Source organism: Kushneria marisflavi (genome assembly GCF_002157205.1).
Lineage (GTDB): Bacteria > Pseudomonadota > Gammaproteobacteria > Pseudomonadales > Halomonadaceae > Kushneria > Kushneria marisflavi.
This window is the reverse complement of the sequence record NZ_CP021358.1, coordinates 1,185,045-1,205,636: the sequence shown is the minus strand read 5'-3', so window position 1 is coordinate 1,205,636 and position 20,592 is coordinate 1,185,045. Positions and strand designations below refer to the sequence as shown.

Genomic DNA, 20,592 nt, shown 5'->3' with positions numbered 1-20,592 from the left:
GGTCAGGCAGTCGTGTTCGTGGCGTCGTCTTCGTAATCAAGGCCCATGGCATCGAGCATGGTCCGCATCTTGGCTGCCGTCTCTTCCAGTTCGCCTTGCGGGCTGGAACCTGGCACCACGCCGGCGCCGGCAAACACTCGCACGTGATCCGGGGCCAGCTCGGCGCAGCGTATGGTAATGGCCCACTCGCCGTCGCCCGTGGCGTCACACCAGCCCACCAGACCAGTGAAATAGCCGCGCTCGAAACCTTCCAGCGCCTTGATGGCCTGATGGGCGTCCTGCCAGGGCGCGCCGCAGACGGCAGGGGTGGGATGCAGCGCTGCGGCAACAGCCAGCGACGTCATGCCGGGGTCGGCCAGCTCGCCTTCAAGCGTGGTGGAAAGATGCCACATGCGATCGGTGGCAATCACTTCCGGCCCTTCCGGGACCTCCAGCGTGTGGCACAGGGGGCGCAGGGCAGCAACGATGGCCTCCACCACCAGGGCGTGCTCGCGCAGGTCCTTTTCAGAGACGCGCAGGCTCTCGGCGCGGCGCTGATCCTCGGCCGGGTCGCGATGACGCGCAATGGAGCCTGCCAGCGGATTGGCAATCACTCGATGGCCTTCGCGGCGAATCAGAAGCTCCGGGCTTGCGCCGACCAGACTCTCACGTTCGCCGGTTGGCAGGGCGAAGTTGTAGCCCTGTGGATTGATGCTGACCAGCCGTTTTAACAGGGCCTGGGCATCCACCGGCGCCTCGATTCGGGCGCGCAGTGACCGGGCCAGCACCACCTTGTCGAGTGCGGTGGTGTCAAAAAGCGTCAGGGCGCGCTCTACGGCCTGGCGGTAATGTCCCGGAGCCGGCTCGGGAGTGATGGTTCTGGTCGGGGTCTCAAGCGGTACGCCGGGTGGGTACTGCTCAAACGTCCCGGGGGCTTCACGCAATAGCTCCTCTGGAATGAAAAGGCGGGCGCTGTCAGCGTGATCAAATGGAATCAGACCCATGATGATCGGGTCGGGGTGCCCCTGCTGTTTCGCGGTATCAAACAATGCGCGCGCCGCGTCGTCGAGCGTTTGCGGTCGGGCATCAGCGGTCTGACACTCATGCGCTGCGCCACGCCCAAGCAGGGTCGTGACCGGTGATGAGAAAAAGGCGTCGCCCGGCTTGAGTCCTTCAAGCAGCCCATGGGGGGCATGCTCCAGGGGGAGTCGGGAAGAAAATGGCTGGTTCACGTTGACTCCTGACAAGTCGCGTTGTCAGTGGACGGACACCGGAAGGCTTGGATCGGTGCGATAACAGGGGGTTACCATAGCTCAAATGAGAAGCATTATCAAAATCATTTGTATTGGCCAATAACGTGTCCCAACGGGTCCAAAGGCCCGGCGCAGGCTTTTACGCGATCGACTATGCTTGCTTTCACGCCAGAAGATGCCGGTCAATATGACCCTGACAGGAGTGCTCGATGCAGGACCTTTCTCGCCACCCAACGCCCCCCGCCAGCACCGAGTGGGCCGATCGGCTGGCGGCGACCAGTTTTTTCAACGCGCTGCTGCGCGAAACCACACACTGGTGGCTGGAGAATGATGGCAGCGACGACACTGCCGTGATTCCCCTGACGGCCGCGCGCGATACCTGTCTACGCCTTCATCTCAAGCATCGAAGCCTCTCGGGGCGCTGTCGCATCGAGCTGCCGGTGATCCGCGCCCGGGGGGATGAGCGTCAGGCCATCTCCCTTGAACAGGCCGTCGAAGCGCTGCTTGAAAGCCCGTGGCTGCGGGAGCATTCACTAGTGGGCACGCTGGACGACGCACGCCGTGACACTTTCCTGAAAAGCGTCATGGGCAGTCGCGACACCATCGCGGCAGCGCTTGCCGGGCGCGATGATCTCGAGCATCTCTGTCATGGGCCGCTCGGGTTTCTCGAGGCCGAGCAGGGGCTGTTGGTCGGTCATGATTTTCACCCGGCGCCCAAATCTCAGGCGCCCTTTGATGCCGAGCAGGCGCGGGACCATACCCCGGAACATCGGGCATCCTTCGCCCTGGTCTGGTGGGGCGTCTCGCCGGCACGGGCGGTAGGCGACAGCAGTCGTGAGACCGCGGCCGCGGCCATGATGCACGATCTCTTGCCCGAAACGCTGGCCGAGCGGTTGCCGGTGGGCTTCAGCGCCCTGCCGATGCATCCCTGGCAGTCACGATTTCTTCAGCAGCGCGACGATGTCGCGACCATGATCAACGCCGGTGAGCTGATCGTACTGGGTGAGGAGGGGGATCAGAGCGTGCGCCGCTGGTATCCCACCTCATCGCATCGCTCGCTTTACTGCCCACAGGCAGAATGGATGGTCAAGGGGTCGCTGTCGGCGCGGCTGACCAATTCCCTGCGCGTACTGCACGGCAATGAGGTCATGCGTGGGCTGCGTCTGGACCGCTGGTGGCCCGATGTCAGCCCTGACATTCGCGAGCACTTTTATCTGATGCAGGAGCCGGCCTGGCTTGGCTTCAAAAATGACGACGGCGAGATCGATGAAGCCAGCCTGGCGCTGCTGCGTGAAAACCGTATTCCAGCGTCTGATGCCACCAGCAATGTGTTGGCCACTCTGACCCAGCCGCTGGGGGAGCCCGGACAGACGCTGCTGGCCAATGGGGTCCGACGGTTGGCAGTACGGGAAAATCTCGGCGAGCGTGACGCCGCGCTTGAATGGTTTGATGCCTTCTGCAGGCGGGTGCTGTCACCGCTGATCCGTCTGGTGGTCGAGGAGGGCATTGTGCTGCTGGCCCATCAGCAAAACATTGTGGTGCGCCTTGAGGATGAGCGACCGGTGGGGGTGGACTATCGCGACTGCCAGGGCAGCGGCGTCACGGAACATTTCATGGCACGCCATCCCGGCGAGCGCGTCAGCCAGGACCACCGCATCACGGCGGACATGCTCACGCGCTATTTTCCCTATTACGTCATCGTCAATTCGACCCTTGCGGTCACGGCTGCTCTGGCCGAGGCGGACCTGATCGATGAGGCCGTGCTGGTATCGCACCTGCGCGATCATCTGACCGCGCTGCGTGAGCGCGCCGGCAACGGGGATACCACGCTGCTTGATCATCTACTGGACTCGAACACGCTGGAGGTCAAAAGCAATTTCTTCTGCTATCTGTCCGGCATCAACGAATCCACGCTGGATGACCCGGCAAAAATCTATCTGGACATGCCCAATCCCCTGTCGATCCCATCCACTGTCGATTGAGGCCGGCGCGTCCTGACCCATGACCCTGATACCGCGAGAAATCACCATGTCCAGCCGTGATGACCTGTCTGCCAGCGAGAGGCTGGCGCCTTCGCAGACACTGATGCTTCTGGAAGCCATTGATCACCACTTTGCGACCCATCCGGCATGTCGTCTACTGATCCTTGATGAGGCCTGGCGCGCCGATCCTCACTGGTACCCGCTGTGCCAGGCGCTGGGCGCCCCGCGAGTGCTGCGCGAGAGTTTCTACCAGCGCCCGTGGCACTGGCTTAAATCCGACTACGCTGCTCAGCCCTTCGAGATCGAGCTGGGACGGCCATGGCGTCCGATCAAGCCCCGGGGCGTGGTGTATGAGCGCTTCGATCCACGACTGGAACAGCATCTGACCCTGCGCCTCTGCGACGCCGAGCGCGATCTTGATCGTCTTCATCAGTGGATGCAGTGCGAGCGGGTATCCCGCTTCTGGCAGCAGAACAAGCCGCGTGAAGCGTTTTCCGAATGGCTGGATCATCGACTGGCCGAGCCACATCGGCTATCGCTGATCGGCGAGCTGGACGGCGAGGCGTTCGGATATTTCGAACTCTACTGGGCGCCCGAGGATGTGCTGGGCGAATATTACGACTGGCAGGCCTTTGATCGCGGCCTGCACGTGCTGGTGGGGGAAGAAAACTATCGTGGCGCACGGTTTGTGGATGCCTGGTTGACCGGGCTTGAGCACTACGCCTATCTGAGCGAGCCGCGTACCGATCGTGTCGTACTGGAGCCTGACGCCGGCAACGAACGTATCTTTCGGCATCTCGAGCGGATGGGGCTTTTCAGCCTGCGCGAATTCGATCTGCCCGACAAGCGGGCCATGCTGGTCATGGGCACCCGCTATCACTTCTTTGGACAGGTGATGTGATGTCAGCCGAATCCGGTTCATCGATTCTGCCCCCGATGCTGGCCACCATTGATGCCGAGGAGGCCATCCGTCGGCACTGGTCGCATGCCAATCGCGCATTGATCGCCAAAATGATCAGCGAGCTGGCCTATGAGCAGGTGCTGCTGCCCAAAAACGGTTTGGGCGGCTGGCGGCTGGATATCGAGGTGGTCGCCCCGGAGGATCGCAGCACATCGGCCGAAAGTCGGGCCTGCGGGCGCTGGCACTTTCAGGCGCAGGCCAATCTGTGGGGACAGTTGCTGATCGAGGTCGACAGCCTGCGCGGGCCGAAAGATACCAGTGAGATGCCTGAGGCGGCCGAGTTTCTGCTGGCGCTGGCGCCCGGCATGGGCATGAACGATGCCCAGCTGGCGGAGCATCTGGAAGATCTTTACAACACCCTGCGCGGCGATTGCTATCTGATCGAGGTGCATCAGCGCCTTGGTGCCGATGAGGCCATCAGACTTGCCGAGCCACAGCGCCAGGCCGTGCTGGATGGGCACCCCAAGTTCTTGTTCAACAAGGGACGGCGCGGTTGGGGCGTACAGTCCCTTGAGCGTTACGCGCCGGAATACGCCCATCCCTTTCAGGTCGAGTGGCTGATGGTGCGCCGCAAGCGCCTCAAAAGCAGCCGGATGGCCATTGACGAGGCTGAGCTGCTGGACAGCGTGCTCGATGAAGAACAGCGTCGCCTGCTGCTGGCCGCGCGCGATGGCAAGTGCGCCGTACTGGGGGAGAAGGCCGAGGCCTTTGCGCTGATGCCGGTGCACCCCTGGCAGTGGGCGCGGATGCTCTCCATGCTGCACGTGGGTGATATCGGGCGCGGTGACATGGCCTGGCTGGGCGCCTTTGGCGATCATTTCGTGGCCCAGCAGTCGCTGCGCACGCTGACCAATGCCAGCCGCCCGGGGCGTTATGATCTGAAGCTGCCGATCACCATCATGAACACCTCAAGCTATCGCGGCATTCCGGGACAGTACATGCTGGCAGGCCCTGCGGCCTCACACTGGCTTCAGGCGCGCGCCCGTGATGACGAGGAGCTTCATCGCGCCGGACTGGAGATTCTGGCCGAGCCGGCATCTGCCGTGGTCGAGCATGATCAATACGGCCGACTTGATGAGGCGCCCTATCGCTTTCGCGAGCTGTGCGGCGTGATCTGGCGAGAGGGGCTGGCACCGCGAATTGCTGAAGGTGAGCAGGCGCTTTTGATGTCGGAGCTGATGCAGTGTGACGCCGACGGTCGGGCTTGGCTGGCGGCTTATATCGAGGCCTCCGGGGTGGAAGCCGAACAGTGGCTTTCACGCATGTTCGAGGCGACGCTGATCCCGATGTATCATCTGATCTGCCGGTTCGGGATCATCATCATTGCCCACGGGCAGAATCTAACCCTGATTCTACGGGACGGCGTGCCGCACCGGCTGGCGCTCAAGGATTTCCAGGGTGATCTGCGCCTGGTCGATGAGGACTTTCCCGAGGCACACGATCTGCCACGCGAGCTGGTCGATGTGACGGTACGTCTACCGCCGGAGAAACTGATTCATGACCTTCAGACCGGGCATTTCGTGACGCTTTTGCGTTTCGTGGCGCCCCTGGCCGCACAGGTCGGCGTCAGCGAAACCCGGTTTTACCAGATTTGCGCGAAAGCGCTTGAGACCTATATGGCCCGCAACCAGGCGCTTGAAGAACGCTTTGACATGTTCAGCCTGTTCAAGCCGCGTATTCTGCGTCTTGGGCTCAATCGTTCGAAGTTTTTACATGCCAATGACCATTCGGCGGCCCGCATGCTGCCGGACATGGATCATTTGATCGATAATCCGCTCTATCACTGCCTGAGTGACGATGATTCGCTGCGCCAACAGGGCGAGACGGCGCTGTCACGTCAGGGCGCGTAGCTATCCGAGACACTGTTCACCATGGCTGATACCCCCGAGCTTCTGGATCTGGCCGGCATCGGCGCCGGTCCGTTCAACTTGAGCATTGCCGCGCTGGCCGATGGCCTGCCGACGCTTTCGACGCGATTTTTCGATCGTCAAAAGCGCTACGTCTGGCACGAAGGCATGATGCTGCCGGACACCCATCTGCAGACCGGCTTTCTCAAGGATCTGGTCACGGCGATCGACCCCACCAGTCGCTGGTCGTTTCTCAACTATCTGGTCCAGCATCGCCGATTTTATCGCTTTTTGAACGCCGAGCTTTCCACGGTCTCCCGGGCCGAGTTTTCCGACTACCTGCGCTGGGCCGCCGAAGGGCTCGATAACGTCTGGCTGGATCACAGCGTGCGTGAAATCGACCATGACGGTGAGCATTTTCAGCTCAGAACCGATACCCGTGCCTTTCGGGCGCGGCATCTGTGTCTGGGCAGCGGCAAAACGCCTTGGCTGCCGGCCTTTGCGCGCGAGCACCAGAGTGAGCGCTGCCTGCACGCTGAATCGATCGCCTGGCATGCGCGCGATTTCACCAATCAGCGCGTGGTGATTGTCGGCGGCGGGCAGAGTGGGGCAGATATCTTCATCAACGCCCTGCGGGGGCACTGGGGGCCGCCAAAGTCATTGCACTGGCTTTCGCGGCGGCGCAACTTTCAGCCGCTCGATGAGACTGCCTTCACCAATGAATACTTCACGCCCGGCTATACCTCACAGTTTGCAAGGCTTGAGGATGATGTCCGCCGGCGCGAGGTCAACGCTCAGAAATACGCCAGCGACGGCATTACACCGGCGGCGCTGAGCGGGATTTATCAGACGCTTTATCACCGTTTTGATGTGATGAACGAGCCGCGCTGGGCACATCTGCTGCCGCATCGTGAAGCCGTTGACATGACGCGCGTCGGCAATGGCTTTATGCTTGACGCTCGACACGGCATGACCGGCGGACTGGAGCGATTCGATGCTGACGTGGTCATCTTTGCCACCGGCTTTGAGTCCAGTCTGCCCGAGTGCATGGCGCCGCTGCTGGATCGCATCCAGCGTGACGCCCACGGCGAGCCGAGCATGGGGGATCATTTCATGCTCGACTGGCAGGGCGGTGGAGACAGTCGGCTTTATGCGGTCAACGCCGGGCGTACCCGCTACGGAATCGCCGAGCCACAGCTGTCGCTGATGGCCTGGCGTTCGGCGGTAATTCTCAATCACCTGAGCGGTGAGCCACATTTTGACCTGGAAGACGATCCGGGTCCGGTGGCGTGGTCGCCAATGGGACGCGAATCGTCATAACGGCAAGGTGTTGTTCAGGTCGCCAGGGCACACTGTGTGCCTGCTCGCCCGTGAACGGCGCACTCAGGCGCCTGATCGCGCGTCGATGAACCAACTCACCGGCGCCGGTGTCACAGGCAGGACATGACGGTCGGACAGACCGTGTCGGACCCCGCAACATCGACCAGACAGGACATGAGGACAATGAACAATCAAGCGTTGCGCAAGCGAGCGATCGTGATGTGGGCAGTCGTGTCACTGCCCATCCTGTGGCTTTTTGCCGTGATTACCAGCCCGGCCTTCGGTATTTTCCAGATTGTGAGCTTTGCGCTGCTGCTGGTGTCGGCCGCGGCCACCTTCCATGTGTTGACCGACATTCTCTGGCGTCGCGGTGTGGGCTACAGCCAGAATGGTTTCTGGCTGAGCCTGGATAAGTCCCTGCGTCGTGCGGTGGGCGGCTATGTATTTTGTGCCGCGGCAGCAGCGCTGTATGCCATTTTCCATAACCCCTTTATGGCCGCCGTTGCCTTCCTGCTGGCCATCTTCGGTGTCTGGTGGATTCTGGGCGGGCTGTTACAGGTCATCGAACAGATGTACGAAGAAGAGCTCCGTTCACGCCGTGATGCAAGCGTTGCTCGTCGTGAAAGCGCCGATGACGCTTCACAGCAGGACAACGCTCAGGCCTGAGCCTGGTGATTGTCCGCTCGGGTGGTTTTTAGTCGTGGGCAGTTGCCGCATAGCCCGAGCGTGTCATCGAGATAGCGCAGGCAGCACATGCGACGACAGCGCCACGGTTCGGTGGCGCCGTCGTCGTCAGCCACGTCGATATAGTCCACGGGTCGATAGAAGGGATTGCGCTGGCGGTCCGGCAGCTGGCGCAGTGCCATCATGGCTCGCGCGCCGTCGATCTCGTAGGGACTCGCCAGCCCCTGGCGGTCGAGCTCGTTGACGGCGAATTCGAAATAGACCGCGGCATTGCTCCACAGTACGCGGGGCGAGAAATGTACCCGGCGCGCCAGTGTGTCGATCAACGGTGTGAGATGGCGAGCAATCAGCGGGCAAAATCTTGCGCAGCCGTTATCCAGACTGATGGTCCCTTCATGGGGCAGCACGAATCGTTCAGGCGTGCCGTCCTCTGCCAGTATCACGCCCATCTCATCGATGTTTGTCGGTAGATGAATGTCCCGGCAGAGCTCGATGACCGTCACGGGAATGATCAGCTGGCTTAGATAATGCTTTGACCACTGCGTGGCGAGTGCCCGACGCTCGCACGGGCCGTGATGTTCACTGAAGCGTTTCAGAACCCCCTCCAGCACGTTCCCTTCCAGCAGCCGTCGCAGCGGCATGACCGTGTCCATGCCCTCACGTCGTCGCGTCAGGACCGGACCAAAGCGGGCCAATCGCTCATTGAACAGTGCATCATGCATGACAAGCTCTCTCCGGGATGCCGACACCTTCCGTGGCAGGCATTCAACTGTGAATGAGAATGATTCTAGCAACGAACCCGGTGCCCTGCAGTTGTCAGAGGGCGCCGGTTACTGGACCATGTCGACATACCCACACCAGGAGTCGCTGCATGCAGCCAACCGGAAAATATTGCGCCGTTCTGTTCGATTTTGACGGCACGCTGGCCGATTCCGAAAGTGCCCATCATCGGGTCTGGAACGAAATACTCGGTGAGATGGGGGCTCACATCGACGATGAAGAGTACAAACGCGAAAGTTCCGGCGTGCCGGTCACCCAGGAGGTCGAACGCTTGATTCAAACCCGCGGGCTTTCCATCTCGGCCAAGGCGCTGGTCGATCGCAAGGTCGAGCGCACCGTGGCAAGCTTCACCCGTGACCCGATTGCGCTGATGGATCATGCCCTCGAGATGCTCGAATGGTGTCGCGAGCAAGGCTTGCCCATGGCGCTGATCACCGGCAGCGGGCGCCAGGAAATCGCCCCGACGCTTGAGCACTACGACCTGACGCGATTTTTTGACCACATCGTGACCCGTAACGACGTGACGCACTCCAAGCCACACCCGGAGTGCTATCTCAAGGGGCTGTCCCTTTGTGGTATCGAGGCGGCTCAAGCGGTGGCGATCGAGGATACCTGTCACGGCGTGAACGCTGCCCATGCTGCCGGCATTGATGTGATCGCCATTCCCAATGCCTATTCGCGCGGTCAGGACGTCAGTCGGGCCACGGTCGAGCTGGAGAGTCTGGCCCAGGCGCGTGACTGGATCGATGTGCGCTGCGTCAAGCGCCAGCCCTGATATGGACCATCGACAGCTCGGTTTTCTGGTCGCACTGGCTCGCGAGCGCCATTTCGGGCGTGCGGCGACCGCCTGCAACGTCACTCAGCCCACGCTCTCGGCCCGGCTCAAGCAGCTGGAAGAAGAGCTTGGGTGTGCACTGATCATTCGCGGTCATCGCTTCGAGGGACTGACGCCGGAAGGCGAGCATGTGCTCAGCCATGCCCGGCGCATTCTCGCCTCACTCGATGAGCTCAATGCCGAGCTTGACCCCTCAAGCCCGCCCAGCGGTCTGCTGCGGCTGGGGCTGATCCCCTCGGCACTGGATGCCGTCAGCAGCTGGGTCGTGCCACTGCGCGAGCATTATCCGGCCCTGACGCTGCGTCTCATGGAGCGCGCCACACTGCCGTTGATGCAATCGCTGATGGAAGGCGACATCGATGTGGCGGTGGGCTATCTCGATGTCCCCGCGGCCGAACCCTTCGTGGCGCGCCGGCTCCATACCGAGCGCTATGCCCTGCTGGCGCGTGAGGACTGCTTTACCCTGCCTGAAAGGCCCGCCTGGGCAGATATTGGCAATTTCCCGCTGTGTCTTTTAACGCCGGACATGCAGCACCGCCATCGCATCGACCTTCACGCCCGGCGCGAGGGCGTGACGTTATCCCCTGTGCTGGAGACCGAATCCATGGCGGCACTGGAGCGGCTGGTGGGGCAGGGGGCCGGCGTCGGAATCGTCGAGCAGCACGGACCCGAGGTCCTGCGTCACTCCGGCCTGGTGCACCGCCTGCTGCCGGCGACCGGGGAGGATCCGCCGGTCGGGCTTTTGTGGCGTGCTGGCGCGCCGCCGTCGCGACGTTTGCAGGCGTTGCTGGAGTGGCTGCGTGAGCCCGGCGAGGCGCCCATGTGATGGCGCAGGGTCGGTGGATCGCGGCGCAGGGTAGCCGCTCTGATGGTTTTGAAGCCTCGATGGCTCTCAGGGAGCCGACCGTTACCGAAGAATTGATCGTTTCTGAAAAATTGATAGACGCGCTCGATCAATTCATGTTGCTGCTCCATTGGAGTGATGCGTGAGCGCGGCGTTATACTTTCGTCAATAGACATCGGGGCCTGCAGGCGTCGATGCCCCGCCCGGGTTGGCTGTATTTCAGCACACCCGTCCGTCAGAGGAGCCGTACTGCCATGTCGCTTTCTGATTACGAGGACGCTACTCAAACGCCCAACGAGCAGCTCCAGGGCCCCTCCGAACTGCCAGTAACCCTGTCGTTCAACGAGACCGCCTATGCCTCCGTGCTGGCCACGCCTGAAGCGCTCGAGCACTGGGCAGTAGGGTTTGCCTTCAGTGAGGGCATGATCACGCGGGCCTCGCAGGTCGGTGAGATCACCACGGATCGACTGCGTCATGGCGTGCGGGTGCGCATGAGTGTGCCGGCCCATATTGAGCGGCTGGCGGGCGAGCGTCGTCGCGTTACCTCGGCCTCCTCGAGTTGTGGGCGTTGCGGCAGCGCTGAAGAGGCGCAGATGCTGGAAGGACTTCAGCGTTTGCCCGCCAGCCGGCCGCCGGTCCCTGCACAGCTTGAAAAAGCGCTCGAGAAGCTCTCTGCGGATGGTCAGCCAGGCCTTCACATGGCGCTTGGCTTTGATGTTGATGGTCAGTGGCTGGGCAGTGGTGTCGATATCGGTCGGCACAACGCCCTCGACAAGCTGATCGGTGCGTCGCTGGTCGAGAACCGGCCGATTGCGATGGTGCTGCTGTCGAGTCGCTGCAGTCTTGAACTGGTTCAAAAGGCGGTGCGTGCCGGCATTCCGACGCTGGCCACGCTTTCCCATCCTTCGCCGCTGGCCGTCGACATCGCCAGGCTGTGTGCGCTGAATCTAATCTGCTGTCACCGAGGCCGTCGCCTGACCCTGCTCAGCAGCGGTTGACCCCTCGACGCTGACCCGCCCGGGCCCTCTGATCGCCCCTTTATCGTGACCCTTTTGTCCCTATCGTTTGCCATAACCTATTGTCTGCCATAAAGAGTTCTCCGTGATTTCCTCCAAGGAACGCATTTTCGAATATACCCACCCGGCCGCTGGCTGGGGGGCGCTGATCTCCGTCGGTCGGCACCTTCGTCATAGCCGTGCACCGATTTCCAACGTTCGCGCGCTGTTAAAACTCAACCAGCCTGACGGCTTCGACTGTCCGGGCTGTGCGTGGGGCGATCCCGAGCATGCCTCATCGTTCGAGTTCTGTGAAAACGGCGTCAAGGCCGTCACCTGGGAGACCACTGCCAAGCGGGTCACGCCGCGTTTTTTCAAGCGCTGGTCGGTGACCGAGATGAAGGCGTGGGATGACTATCGCCTCGAAGACCAGGGCCGACTGACCTCGCCGATGCGTTACAACCCGGAGACCGATTACTATGAATCGATCAGCTGGGAAGATGCCTTTCAGCTGGTGGCCGACCGCCTGAAGGCGCTGGATCATCCCGATCAGGCGCTTTTTTACACCTCGGGCAAGGCGTGCAACGAATCAGCCTGGATCTTTCAGCTGCTGGCACGGCTTTACGGCACCAACAATCTGCCGGACTGCTCCAACATGTGCCATGAGGCCAGCGGGACGGGGCTTGTCGAGGCGCTCGGGATCGGCAAGGGCAGCGTGCTGCTGGAAGATTTCGAGAAGGCCGAGGCCATTTTCACCTTTGGGCAGAACCCGGGCACCAACCATCCTCGCATGCTGGGCACCCTGCGAGAGGCGGCCGATCACGGCTGTCAGGTCGTGGCCTTCAACACGCTAAAGGAGCGCGGTCTCGAGCGCTTTGCCGACCCGCAGCGCAAGCTGGAAATGGCCACCGGGGGCAGCGGCCGCATCAGCTCGCTTTATCTGTGTCCGGCGCTGGGCGGTGACATGGCTGCCATTCGCGGCATGGCAAAGATCGTGTTTGAACGCGACGACCGCGACGGCAACGTGCTCGATCATGACTTCATCGCGCAGCATACCGACGGGCTGGAGGCCTGGCGCGCGGTGGTGGAGGCCACGCCCTGGGCAGTGATCGAGGCGCAGTCGGGCCTGAGCCGCGAAGAGATTAGCCGTGCCGCAGAGGTTTACATTCAGTCGAATGCCACCATCTGTGCCTGGGCGATGGGCATTACCCAACATGAGCATTCGGTCGCCACGGTACGTGAGATCGTCAATTTCCTGCTGCTTCGGGGCAACATCGGCAAGCCGGGTGCCGGTACCTGCCCGGTGCGCGGTCACTCCAATGTCCAGGGGGATCGCACCATGGGCATCTATGAAAAGCCCTCCAGCGACTTTCTGGATGCGCTGGAAGGTTTTTACGGTGTCCCGATGCCACGCAAACACGGGCATGACACGGTGTCGGCCATTCGCGCCATGCGTGACGAGCAGTGTCGGGTGTTTATCGGGCTGGGCGGCAACTTTGCCCGCGCTACTTCCGATTCCCATGTCTGCGAGGCGGCACTGGCGCGTTGTGATCTGACGGTTCACATGAGCACCAAGCTCAACCGCAGTCATCTGGTCACCGGGCGTGACGCCCTGATTCTGCCGGTCATCGGCCGGGTCGAAGTGGATCGCCGCGCCGATGGCAAGCCCCAGCTGATCACCGTGGAAGATTCGATGAGCATGGTTCATGGCTCGGCCGGGATTCACAAGCCGGCATCGAAAGAGCTGCGCTCCGAAATCGCCATCCTGACGGGCATTGCGCAGAGACTGCTGGGCAGTGACGTGGTGGACTGGGACGCGCTTGCCGGCGATTACGATCGCATTCGTGATCATGTCGCGGCGGTGTTACCGGGATTTGAAGACTTCAACACGCGTGTGCGTGAGGAGCGTGGCTTCTGGCTGGGCAACCCCGGCGCGCGGCGTGAATTTCCCACCGATACAGGGCTTGCCAATTTCTGCAGTGAACCCCTGCCCGAGGCGGTGCTGCATCAGAAACTGGCTTGTCGAGAAGGCTGGATCACCCTGCAGACCATGCGCAGTCACGACCAGTACAACACCACGATCTATGGCTATAACGATCGCTACCGTGGGGTTGAGGGCACGCGTCAGGTGATCTTCATGAGTTCGGCTGACATGGCGCGCCTTGGGGTGGCCAAAAATGACTGGGTCAACCTGATTGGTGAGTCCGAGGATGGTATCGAGCGCCGCGCCGATGGCTTTCGAGTGGTGGAATACGATACCCCCAACGGCTGTGCGGCGGCCTACTATCCCGAGACCAACCCGCTGATTCCGCTGGATAGCGTCGGCATCAAGAGCAATACGCCCAACTCCAAGTCGGTGGCCATTCGACTTGAAAAAAGCCAGCGTCTGGCCTGATGACTCCAGAGTCACTGACGTGTGATCAGCTCGTGCACCTGGAGCGTCTGATGCAGCGCCATCCGGAGCTTGATGGTCTGGAGGCGCTGCTGCTGGCCTCTCTGGAAGAGGGGGCGCAGGCCGGGCAGACAAGGCTGGACAGCGGCCGGCTGTCCCGCCGGTTTGATGTGGCGCATGCCCTGGTGCGCCGCGCCGCCGCCTCACTGGAGGCACACGGACTGATCGAAATGACCGATCATCGTGGGGCCGGACCGGGCGTATGGCTTGCGATCGCCGATGAGTGCGCGATTGCCGGCTTCTGAGTCTTTGCCGATGTGCGCAGCCTCGAACATGAACGGGGCTGCCTTGTCTCTCTGACTTGATTCTGTCAGCAGCGAAGGGGCACGATGCGAGCTTCCTGAACAAAACGTGTTCGACACGTGGGGAGCACATGATGTCTCGGCTCTGGTTCAGCCGGCGTCTCTGTTGGCGTCTGGCCTCCGGCATGCTGATGGGAGTGATTCTGGCATCATCGGCCAGTGCCGGTGAGGATAGTGGGGGTGTTGCATCGCCCTCAAACGATCCGTCCCTGCATCTTGAACGCAAAAGCCTGCCCGAGCTGCGTGACATGCTCGATCGCGGTGAAGTGACCTCCGAGCAGTTAACCCGCTTTTATCTGGCCCGTATCGGGGCGCTGGATGATCAGGGACCTCACATCAATGCCATGCTGGATCTGGCGCCGGGAGCCATCGCTCGTGCCCGCGAGCTGGACCGCCATCGTCACGAGGGCGGGCACGGCCCGCTTTATGGCATCCCCTTCGTGATCAAGGACAATGTCGATGTAAAGGGGCTGCCTTCCTCGGGCGGCTCCATGGTGCTTGCGAATGCCTATCCCAAAGACAGCGCTCATGTGGTTCAGCGTCTGGAACAGGCCGGAGCCATTTTGCTGGGCAAGACCAACATGACTGAATTTGCCGCCAGCTATGGTGAACCGGGCTATAGCTCCCGGGGCGGCATTACCCGCAATCCCTGGCGGCTGGATCGCAGTGTGCTGGGCTCCAGCAGCGGTTCGGCCGCCGCTGTGGCGGCGGGCTTTGCGCCCTTTGCCATTGGCACCGATACGGAAGGCTCCGTGCGCGGTCCGGCGCACGCGGCAGGGCTTGTGGCCATGCGACCGACGCTGGGCCGGGTCAGTCGTGACGGCATCATTCCTCTGGCGATGTCCTTTGATACGCCGGCGCCCATGACGCGTACGGTGCAGGGCAATGCCTGGGTACTGTCCGTCATGACCGGGCGTGACGAAGCCGACGATACCACCTGGTTTGATGACGACGCTCCGCTGAAAGGCCTCGACCCCATCACTGTGCCCGATACTGCCACACCGCTTGAAGGGCTGCGCGTGGGGGTGATCGAGCATCGTGAAGCGGGCAATGCCGAGATCGAGACGCACTTTGCCCAAGCACTCAAGCGCCTTGAAACGCTGGGCGCCACACCGGTGAGGGTCACGCTCGAAAAACACTATCTTGATCTCTGGCCCACGGCAGTCGGGCCGGTTCATCAGGCGGAATTTCAGCCCCAGCTGGAGCGGTATCTGCGTCAGTTCGATGCGGATCAGCCCCATACGCTCAAGGAGATCATGGAGCGGTGCGAGGCGCTCAACAAGCGCGCCGGCGATCATCCGCCGGTCACGCCCGGGCGGATTCGAGGCATGCAGTATCGCCTGGATGAGCGTCTGGAGGGCTCACCGGAATATCTGGAGGTGGTCTCGCGGCGTCTTCCCGAACTTCGCGAGCATCTGGCGCAGTTCCTGGCGGACAATCACCTGGACGCCCTGGTGTTTCCCACCGAAGCCTGTCCGGCTCCGCCGCTGACGGACGGCAGGCACGATGACTATGAATGCACGGCCAGAGAACCGTTTGCGCTGGGCTACATCGCTTCCGCCACCGGCTTTCCCGAACTGACGGTGCCAATGGGCATGACCCGTGCCGGTGTGCCCGTTGGCCTCTCCCTGCTGGGCAGCGAGCGTCAGGAAACCGTGCTCTATCGAATGGGACTGGCGTTCATGCACGATGTTGCCGATGATAAAACGCTTACGCTGCCTGCCATGGCCCCGCTATCGGCGCCCGGGCAGGCCCTGGATACCCCTGATCGGAGATCATCATGAAACATGCCCTGCTTGCCGCGCTCGTCACCACGACGTTTCTGGGGCTTAACGGCTGTGCCTGGTTCGGCGGTGGCAGTGACGCGACGGCCTCGAAGGATCAGACCGGGACGGACGCTCCCTCGCAGTCCTCCGATGATGCCCGCAAGGCCTGTGGTGCCGATCGCCTGAAGGACCTCACCGGTGTGACGCTCGATCAAAATGTTCGCCAGCAGATCGTTGATCAGAGCCAGGCTCAGCAGTTTCGCGTACTGGCACCCGATACCATCAAGACGATGGATTACCGGGAGAACCGTCTGAACATCAACGTCAATCAACAGGGTGTGATCCAGTCCTTTGACTGCGGTTAAGCCTCAAGCATGCTCGTCAGGCGGTGACGAGCGATATGACCGATCTGGACCAGGCTCTCGGTGATCTCGGTATCACGTTCTCGCGGTAAACGCTTTTCCAGAATGGCAATGATGGTCTCGGGAGTGAGGCCGGCGACGGCGACCACAAAGGGAAAGCCGTGACGCTGTCGGTAGGCCTCATTGAGTGAGCGTAACCTCTCAACGCGCGCTTTATCCTCTGTCAGACCGGCGCCGCGCTGCTCTGCCTGCGATGCCGGGGTCAGGCGGGCAAGCTGGCGGTCGCCCAGTTCGGGGTGGGCACAAATCAGCTCCAGCTGTGCCTGAACGCCGGCCTGATGGACATGGGCCTGAGCGGCATCGATCAGGGCATCAGTGCTGGCGAAGGGACGCTGTTCGGCAATGGCTCGAACAATCCAGGGGGAGTGTTCGTAAAGCCCTTCCAGCTGCGAGACGAACTGCGCCTCGGGCATGTGATTCAGGGTTTCCAGCGTAACGGACATATTGGGCTTTCCTTTAACAATGAATCCTGGCAGGCTCGGGGATATCGATAGCTGTGTTTTCTCCACGACCCGGTAACGACAATGACAACCCTGAGCACCCATGTTCTCGATCAGCACGGTGGTCTGCCGGCAGCCGGCCTTCACGTTGATCTGTTCGCTCATGGCGCCACGACACCGTGCGCCCATGGCGTCACCAACCAGGATGGCCGTCTGGATGCCCCGCTTTTGGACAACGGCGAGGGCGGGCTGTACACGATGCATTTCCACGTGCGCGACTACTTCCTTGCGCGCGGTGTGGATTCGCCGTTTCTGGACCGTGTGCCGGTTGCCGTGACCCTGGCCAATGGGCAACGCTACCACGTGCCGCTGTTGATCACTCCCTGGGGCTATAACGTCTATCGCGGTAGCTAGACGCAAGGTCGACCTTATCCGGTTTCTCGAACGTTGACGGCAGCCTCTAGCCTTGTCAGGGCCTCCCGCGGCAGTCCCCTCAGTATGGGAGGCGCTGGTGTCGAATTCAGCGTGAGCAGCTCGGCGGCAATGGCGATGGCAATGGCCTGCGGGCGCTTGTCACCGCCACTATGGCCCAGCGGGCAGCGCAGGGCGTTCAGCTCGGTTTCGTCGACCCCCTTGTGGCGCAGACGACGAACAAAGCGTGCCCGCTTGCTCTCGGAGCCGATCAGCCCCAGCGACGCCTGATCGCGGCGCATTATGATCGCAGCCAGCAGTGCTTCATCAAGCGTGTGATCGTGGGTCATGATCAGGCAGTGACTGCCGGGCGCCAGGTGGGCCATCTGTTCATCGATGGTCATCCCGAAATGGCAGTGCGTGGTGGGCGCATGCGCCGTCACTTCCAGTAGCGCCGGGGATCGGGTGTCGAGCCAGTCAACGCGCCAGCCCAGCCCGCCCAGTAGCGGCTCCAGCGCCTGCGCCACATGGCCTGCGCCAAACAGGGCAATCTGCATGCAGGGCCTGGGGTAAAGAGTGATCAGTACGTCGACATGACCGCCGCAGCACTGCCCCGAGCGGGCGCCGAGTGAAAAGCTCTCGAGTCGACATCCCGATTCTCCGCGTGCGAGTGCCTGCTGCGCCATCTCGATGATTTCCTGCTCGAAGCGCCCTCCGCCCAGGGTATCAAAGCGCTCTGTTTCGGTGATCACCATCTGGCTGCCGGGTTCACGCGGCGTCGAACCGGCGCTGGTCACGATCTGGGCACAGGCATGCGCGATACCGCGGCGCTGGCAGTCGGTCAGCGCCTCATGCCAGCGGCGCGCGCGGCGTTCGGGCTCATTTTTCCGACATGACATCAGGCATCTCCTCCCTCGTTGCGCCGCCGTCGTGGACGTTCCCGGCGCGCGCTGCATGACAGGCCATCAGAACCCGTTCCGGCGTGGCCGGCGTGTCCAGTCGTGGGCTTGAGCGGTCATCGGCAAGACTGGCGATGGCGTCACGCAGGGCCGACCATACCGAAATGGCCAGCATCAGTGGAGGTTCTCCGACCGCCTTGGAGCGGTAAATCGTCGCCTGCGAGTTGGGGTGGCCTTCCAGCAGGGCAACCCTAAAGTCGCGAGGGGCATCACCACAGGCCGGGATCTTGTAGGTGGCAGGTCCCGTGGTCAGCAAATGGCCCTGGTCGTCCCATTTGAGCTCCTCGGTGGTCAGCCAGCCCATGCCCTGGATGAAGCCGCCTTCGATCTGGCCGCGATCAATGGCCGGATTGAGCGAGTCCCCCACATCGTGAAGGATATCGACCCGTGCCACCCGGTACTCGCCGGTGAGCGTATCCACGTGAACCTCACTGACCGCGGCGCCCCAGGCATAGTAATAAAAGGGCCGGCCGCGCCCGGTCTGACGGTCGTAGTGAATCTCGGGAGTCGCATAGAAACCGGTTGCCGAGAGCGGTACCCGTGCCAGATAGGCCTGCTGGATCAGCTCGGACCATTCGATGTGCCCGGTTCCGGTCGTCAGCCCATCGCCTGTGAGGGTCAGCTGTTCGCGAGGCAGCGCCTGCCATTCCGATGCAAAATCCACCAGACGCTCGCGCAGCGTAATGGCGGCCTTGCGAGCCGCCATGGCGTTGAGATCGGCGCCCGAAGACGCCGCTGTCGGGGAGGTGTTGGGGACCTTGTCGGTGCGTGTCGCACTGATGCGCACCCGGTGGTAGGCGATGCCCAGCTCTCGGGCCACGACCTGACAGACCTTGGTATGCAGCCCCTGGCCCATTTCGGTGCCGCCATGATTGATCAACACACTGCCGTCGGTATAAATCATCAACAGCGCGCCGGCCTGATTGAGATGTCGGGCGGTAAAGGAGATGCCGAACTTGACCGGGGTCAGGGCCAGCCCCTTGCGGATGACGGGGCTATCGGCGTTGAAGGCGGCCATCTCGTCTCGCCGCACGCGATAGTTGCTCGAGGCTTCCAGCGTTTCGATCAGATCACCGATCAGGGGTTGATCGATCTGCTGGCCGTAGTGCGTTTCGCAGCGCTCGAGGTCATAGAGATTGCGTTTTCGCACGTCCAGCGGATCGAGCCCCAGAGTTCGCGCGATATCATCCATGGCCCCCTCGATCGGCATCATGCCCTGTGGACCGCCAAAGCCACGAAAGGCCGTATTGGAGGCGGTATGGGTCATGGCCCGATGGCCGGTCACGCGGGCATGGCCCAGGTAATAGGCATTGTCGGCGTGAAACATGGCGCGATCCACCACGCCCTCGGAGAGATCCGGCGAATGGCCGCAGTTGCCGATCAGGGTGATGTCGGCACCAATCAGTCGTCCGGTCTCGTCAAAGCCGACCCGGTATTGATTGTAAAACGGATGCCGCTTGCCGGTGGCCTGCATGTCATCGGCGCGTGGCAGGCGAAAGCGTATGGCACAGCCGTTGCGATGGGCGGCCAGCGCCGCCATCGCTCCCAGCGCGGCTGCCTGGCTCTCCTTGCCACCAAATCCGCCGCCCATGCGACGAACCTCGGCGACAATGCCATGAAGCGGGATGCCCAGCACCTCGGCGACCAGCTTCTGAACTTCGCTGGGATGCTGACTGGAGGTCAGCACCCGCAGCCCATCATCATCGAGCCTTTCGGCCTGAGCAATCTGCCCCTCAAGGTAAAAATGTTCCTGACCGCCAATACACTGTTCGCCGGTCAGCACATGGGGTGCCTCCTGCAGGGCACGATCCACATTGCCGCTGGTCTGGGTATCCTCGCTCATGGCCGCCCCACGATCGAGTGCCGGCGCCGGCAGCGGACGCTCGTGCATATGCTCGGGCAGCACGGTTAGGCCGGCCTTGATCGAGGCAACCGGGTCCAGCGCCGGGGTCATCACCTGATAGTCGATGCAGGCGTGGGCCACGGCGCAGCGAGCGTGATAGAGCGTGTCGGCCACCACGGCAAAGACCATCTGGCCCGCGTAGCGCACCTCGTTTTCGGCCAGCAATGGGTCGCCGGGATAGACCGCGCCGACTTCATTGTGGCCCGGGATCTCGGCGGCGGTGATGACGTCGATCACCCCGGGCTGGCACCGTACCTCGCTCAGGTCCATGTGCCGTATTCGGGCACTGGCATGCGGTGAAAGCCCTACCGCCAGATGATGCATATCCGCCGGCCCCGGCAGGTCATCAACGTAGGCGGCCCGACCGGTGACATGGCCAATGGCGCTGTCGTGTCCCGGGACCGTCTCACAGGCCGACAACGCCGTCGAGCTGCCGTGCTGAATCAGCTTGCGCATG

At 62.1% G+C, this 20,592-nt stretch carries 19 protein-coding genes; 14 read left to right on the top strand and 5 right to left on the bottom strand.

The features are described from left to right. Positions 1 to 2: 2 nt before the first annotated feature. Positions 3 to 1,211, bottom strand: a complete 1,209-nt coding sequence (locus B9H00_RS05625) for an isochorismate synthase (protein WP_211329652.1) — start codon at positions 1,209 to 1,211, stop codon at positions 3 to 5. 230 nt (positions 1,212 to 1,441) lie between these two features. Here B9H00_RS05625 and B9H00_RS05620 point away from each other — a divergent pair, with 230 nt between their 5' ends. The 5 genes from B9H00_RS05620 to B9H00_RS05600 all read left to right on the top strand — a co-directional run bounded on the left by B9H00_RS05620 (position 1,442) and on the right by B9H00_RS05600 (position 8,008). Further along, on the top strand, positions 1,442 to 3,214 hold the full coding sequence (locus tag B9H00_RS05620) for an IucA/IucC family protein (RefSeq protein ID WP_086899820.1): 1,773 nt from the start codon (positions 1,442 to 1,444) through the stop codon (positions 3,212 to 3,214). 46 nt (positions 3,215 to 3,260) lie between these two features. Continuing rightward, a complete protein-coding gene (locus tag B9H00_RS05615; RefSeq protein ID WP_157663189.1) occupies positions 3,261 to 4,115 on the top strand; it encodes a GNAT family N-acetyltransferase in 855 nt (284 codons plus the stop codon). Then, complete coding sequence (locus B9H00_RS05610) at positions 4,115 to 6,025, top strand: IucA/IucC family protein (RefSeq protein WP_211329653.1); 1,911 nt, start codon at positions 4,115 to 4,117, stop codon at positions 6,023 to 6,025. Before B9H00_RS05615 ends, B9H00_RS05610 begins: the two co-directional genes overlap by 1 nt. Positions 6,026 to 6,046: 21 nt before the next feature. After that, positions 6,047 to 7,342: a lysine N(6)-hydroxylase/L-ornithine N(5)-oxygenase family protein gene (locus tag B9H00_RS05605; protein WP_086899818.1), complete on the top strand. Its 1,296-nt coding sequence runs from the start codon at positions 6,047 to 6,049 to the stop codon at positions 7,340 to 7,342. Between the two features lie 183 nt (positions 7,343 to 7,525). Then, positions 7,526 to 8,008, top strand: a complete 483-nt coding sequence (locus B9H00_RS05600; RefSeq protein WP_086899817.1) for a hypothetical protein — start codon at positions 7,526 to 7,528, stop codon at positions 8,006 to 8,008. Here the strand turns inward: B9H00_RS05600 and fhuF are convergent. Then, a complete protein-coding gene (gene fhuF / locus B9H00_RS05595; RefSeq protein ID WP_086899816.1) occupies positions 7,999 to 8,748 on the bottom strand; it encodes a siderophore-iron reductase FhuF in 750 nt (249 codons plus the stop codon). The two genes, B9H00_RS05600 and fhuF, sit on opposite strands and share 10 nt — an antisense overlap. Positions 8,749 to 8,897: 149 nt before the next feature. Between fhuF and B9H00_RS05590 the strand changes: the two genes are divergently transcribed. From B9H00_RS05590 to B9H00_RS05560, 8 genes are all read left to right on the top strand, one after another. Then, positions 8,898 to 9,581 (top strand): HAD family hydrolase, encoded by a 684-nt coding sequence (locus B9H00_RS05590; RefSeq protein ID WP_157663188.1) that lies wholly within the window; start codon positions 8,898 to 8,900, stop codon positions 9,579 to 9,581. Position 9,582: 1 nt separating this feature from the next. After that, positions 9,583 to 10,467, top strand: a complete 885-nt coding sequence (locus B9H00_RS05585; protein WP_169713422.1) for a LysR family transcriptional regulator — start codon at positions 9,583 to 9,585, stop codon at positions 10,465 to 10,467. Continuing rightward, positions 10,467 to 10,631: a hypothetical protein gene (locus B9H00_RS16755; RefSeq protein ID WP_157663187.1), complete on the top strand. Its 165-nt coding sequence runs from the start codon at positions 10,467 to 10,469 to the stop codon at positions 10,629 to 10,631. Before B9H00_RS05585 ends, B9H00_RS16755 begins: the two co-directional genes overlap by 1 nt. Before the next feature lie 108 nt (positions 10,632 to 10,739). Further along, the gene (locus tag B9H00_RS05580; protein WP_086899813.1) at positions 10,740 to 11,483 is read left to right on the top strand and encodes a formate dehydrogenase accessory sulfurtransferase FdhD; all 744 of its coding nucleotides are present in this window, start codon (positions 10,740 to 10,742) and stop codon (positions 11,481 to 11,483) included. 103 nt (positions 11,484 to 11,586) lie between these two features. Further along, entirely contained in the window at positions 11,587 to 13,875 is a 2,289-nt protein-coding gene (locus B9H00_RS05575; RefSeq protein WP_236944363.1) for an FdhF/YdeP family oxidoreductase, read from the top strand. Next, on the top strand, positions 13,875 to 14,177 hold the full coding sequence (locus B9H00_RS05570; RefSeq protein ID WP_086899812.1) for a hypothetical protein: 303 nt from the start codon (positions 13,875 to 13,877) through the stop codon (positions 14,175 to 14,177). The genes B9H00_RS05575 and B9H00_RS05570 overlap by 1 nt, the downstream gene beginning before the upstream one ends. Positions 14,178 to 14,305: 128 nt before the next feature. Then, positions 14,306 to 16,018, top strand: coding sequence for an amidase (locus B9H00_RS05565; protein WP_086899811.1), 1,713 nt, complete (start codon positions 14,306 to 14,308; stop codon positions 16,016 to 16,018). Then, positions 16,015 to 16,365 (top strand): I78 family peptidase inhibitor, encoded by a 351-nt coding sequence (locus B9H00_RS05560; protein WP_086899810.1) that lies wholly within the window; start codon positions 16,015 to 16,017, stop codon positions 16,363 to 16,365. The genes B9H00_RS05565 and B9H00_RS05560 overlap by 4 nt, the downstream gene beginning before the upstream one ends. Here B9H00_RS05560 and uraD read toward each other — a convergent pair. Then, entirely contained in the window at positions 16,362 to 16,865 is a 504-nt protein-coding gene (gene uraD, locus B9H00_RS05555) for a 2-oxo-4-hydroxy-4-carboxy-5-ureidoimidazoline decarboxylase (RefSeq protein ID WP_086899809.1), read from the bottom strand. The two genes, B9H00_RS05560 and uraD, sit on opposite strands and share 4 nt — an antisense overlap. 81 nt (positions 16,866 to 16,946) lie before the next feature. Between uraD and uraH the strand changes: the two genes are divergently transcribed. Beyond that, positions 16,947 to 17,276: a hydroxyisourate hydrolase gene (gene uraH, locus B9H00_RS05550; RefSeq protein WP_086899808.1), complete on the top strand. Its 330-nt coding sequence runs from the start codon at positions 16,947 to 16,949 to the stop codon at positions 17,274 to 17,276. 14 nt (positions 17,277 to 17,290) lie between these two features. Here uraH and xdhC read toward each other — a convergent pair whose 3' ends face one another. After that, on the bottom strand, positions 17,291 to 18,172 hold the full coding sequence (gene xdhC / locus B9H00_RS05545; RefSeq protein ID WP_157663186.1) for a xanthine dehydrogenase accessory protein XdhC: 882 nt from the start codon (positions 18,170 to 18,172) through the stop codon (positions 17,291 to 17,293). Then, complete coding sequence (xdhB, locus tag B9H00_RS05540; RefSeq protein WP_086899806.1) at positions 18,153 to 20,591, bottom strand: xanthine dehydrogenase molybdopterin binding subunit; 2,439 nt, start codon at positions 20,589 to 20,591, stop codon at positions 18,153 to 18,155. Before xdhB ends, xdhC begins: the two co-directional genes overlap by 20 nt. Between the last annotated feature and the right edge of the window lies 1 nt (position 20,592).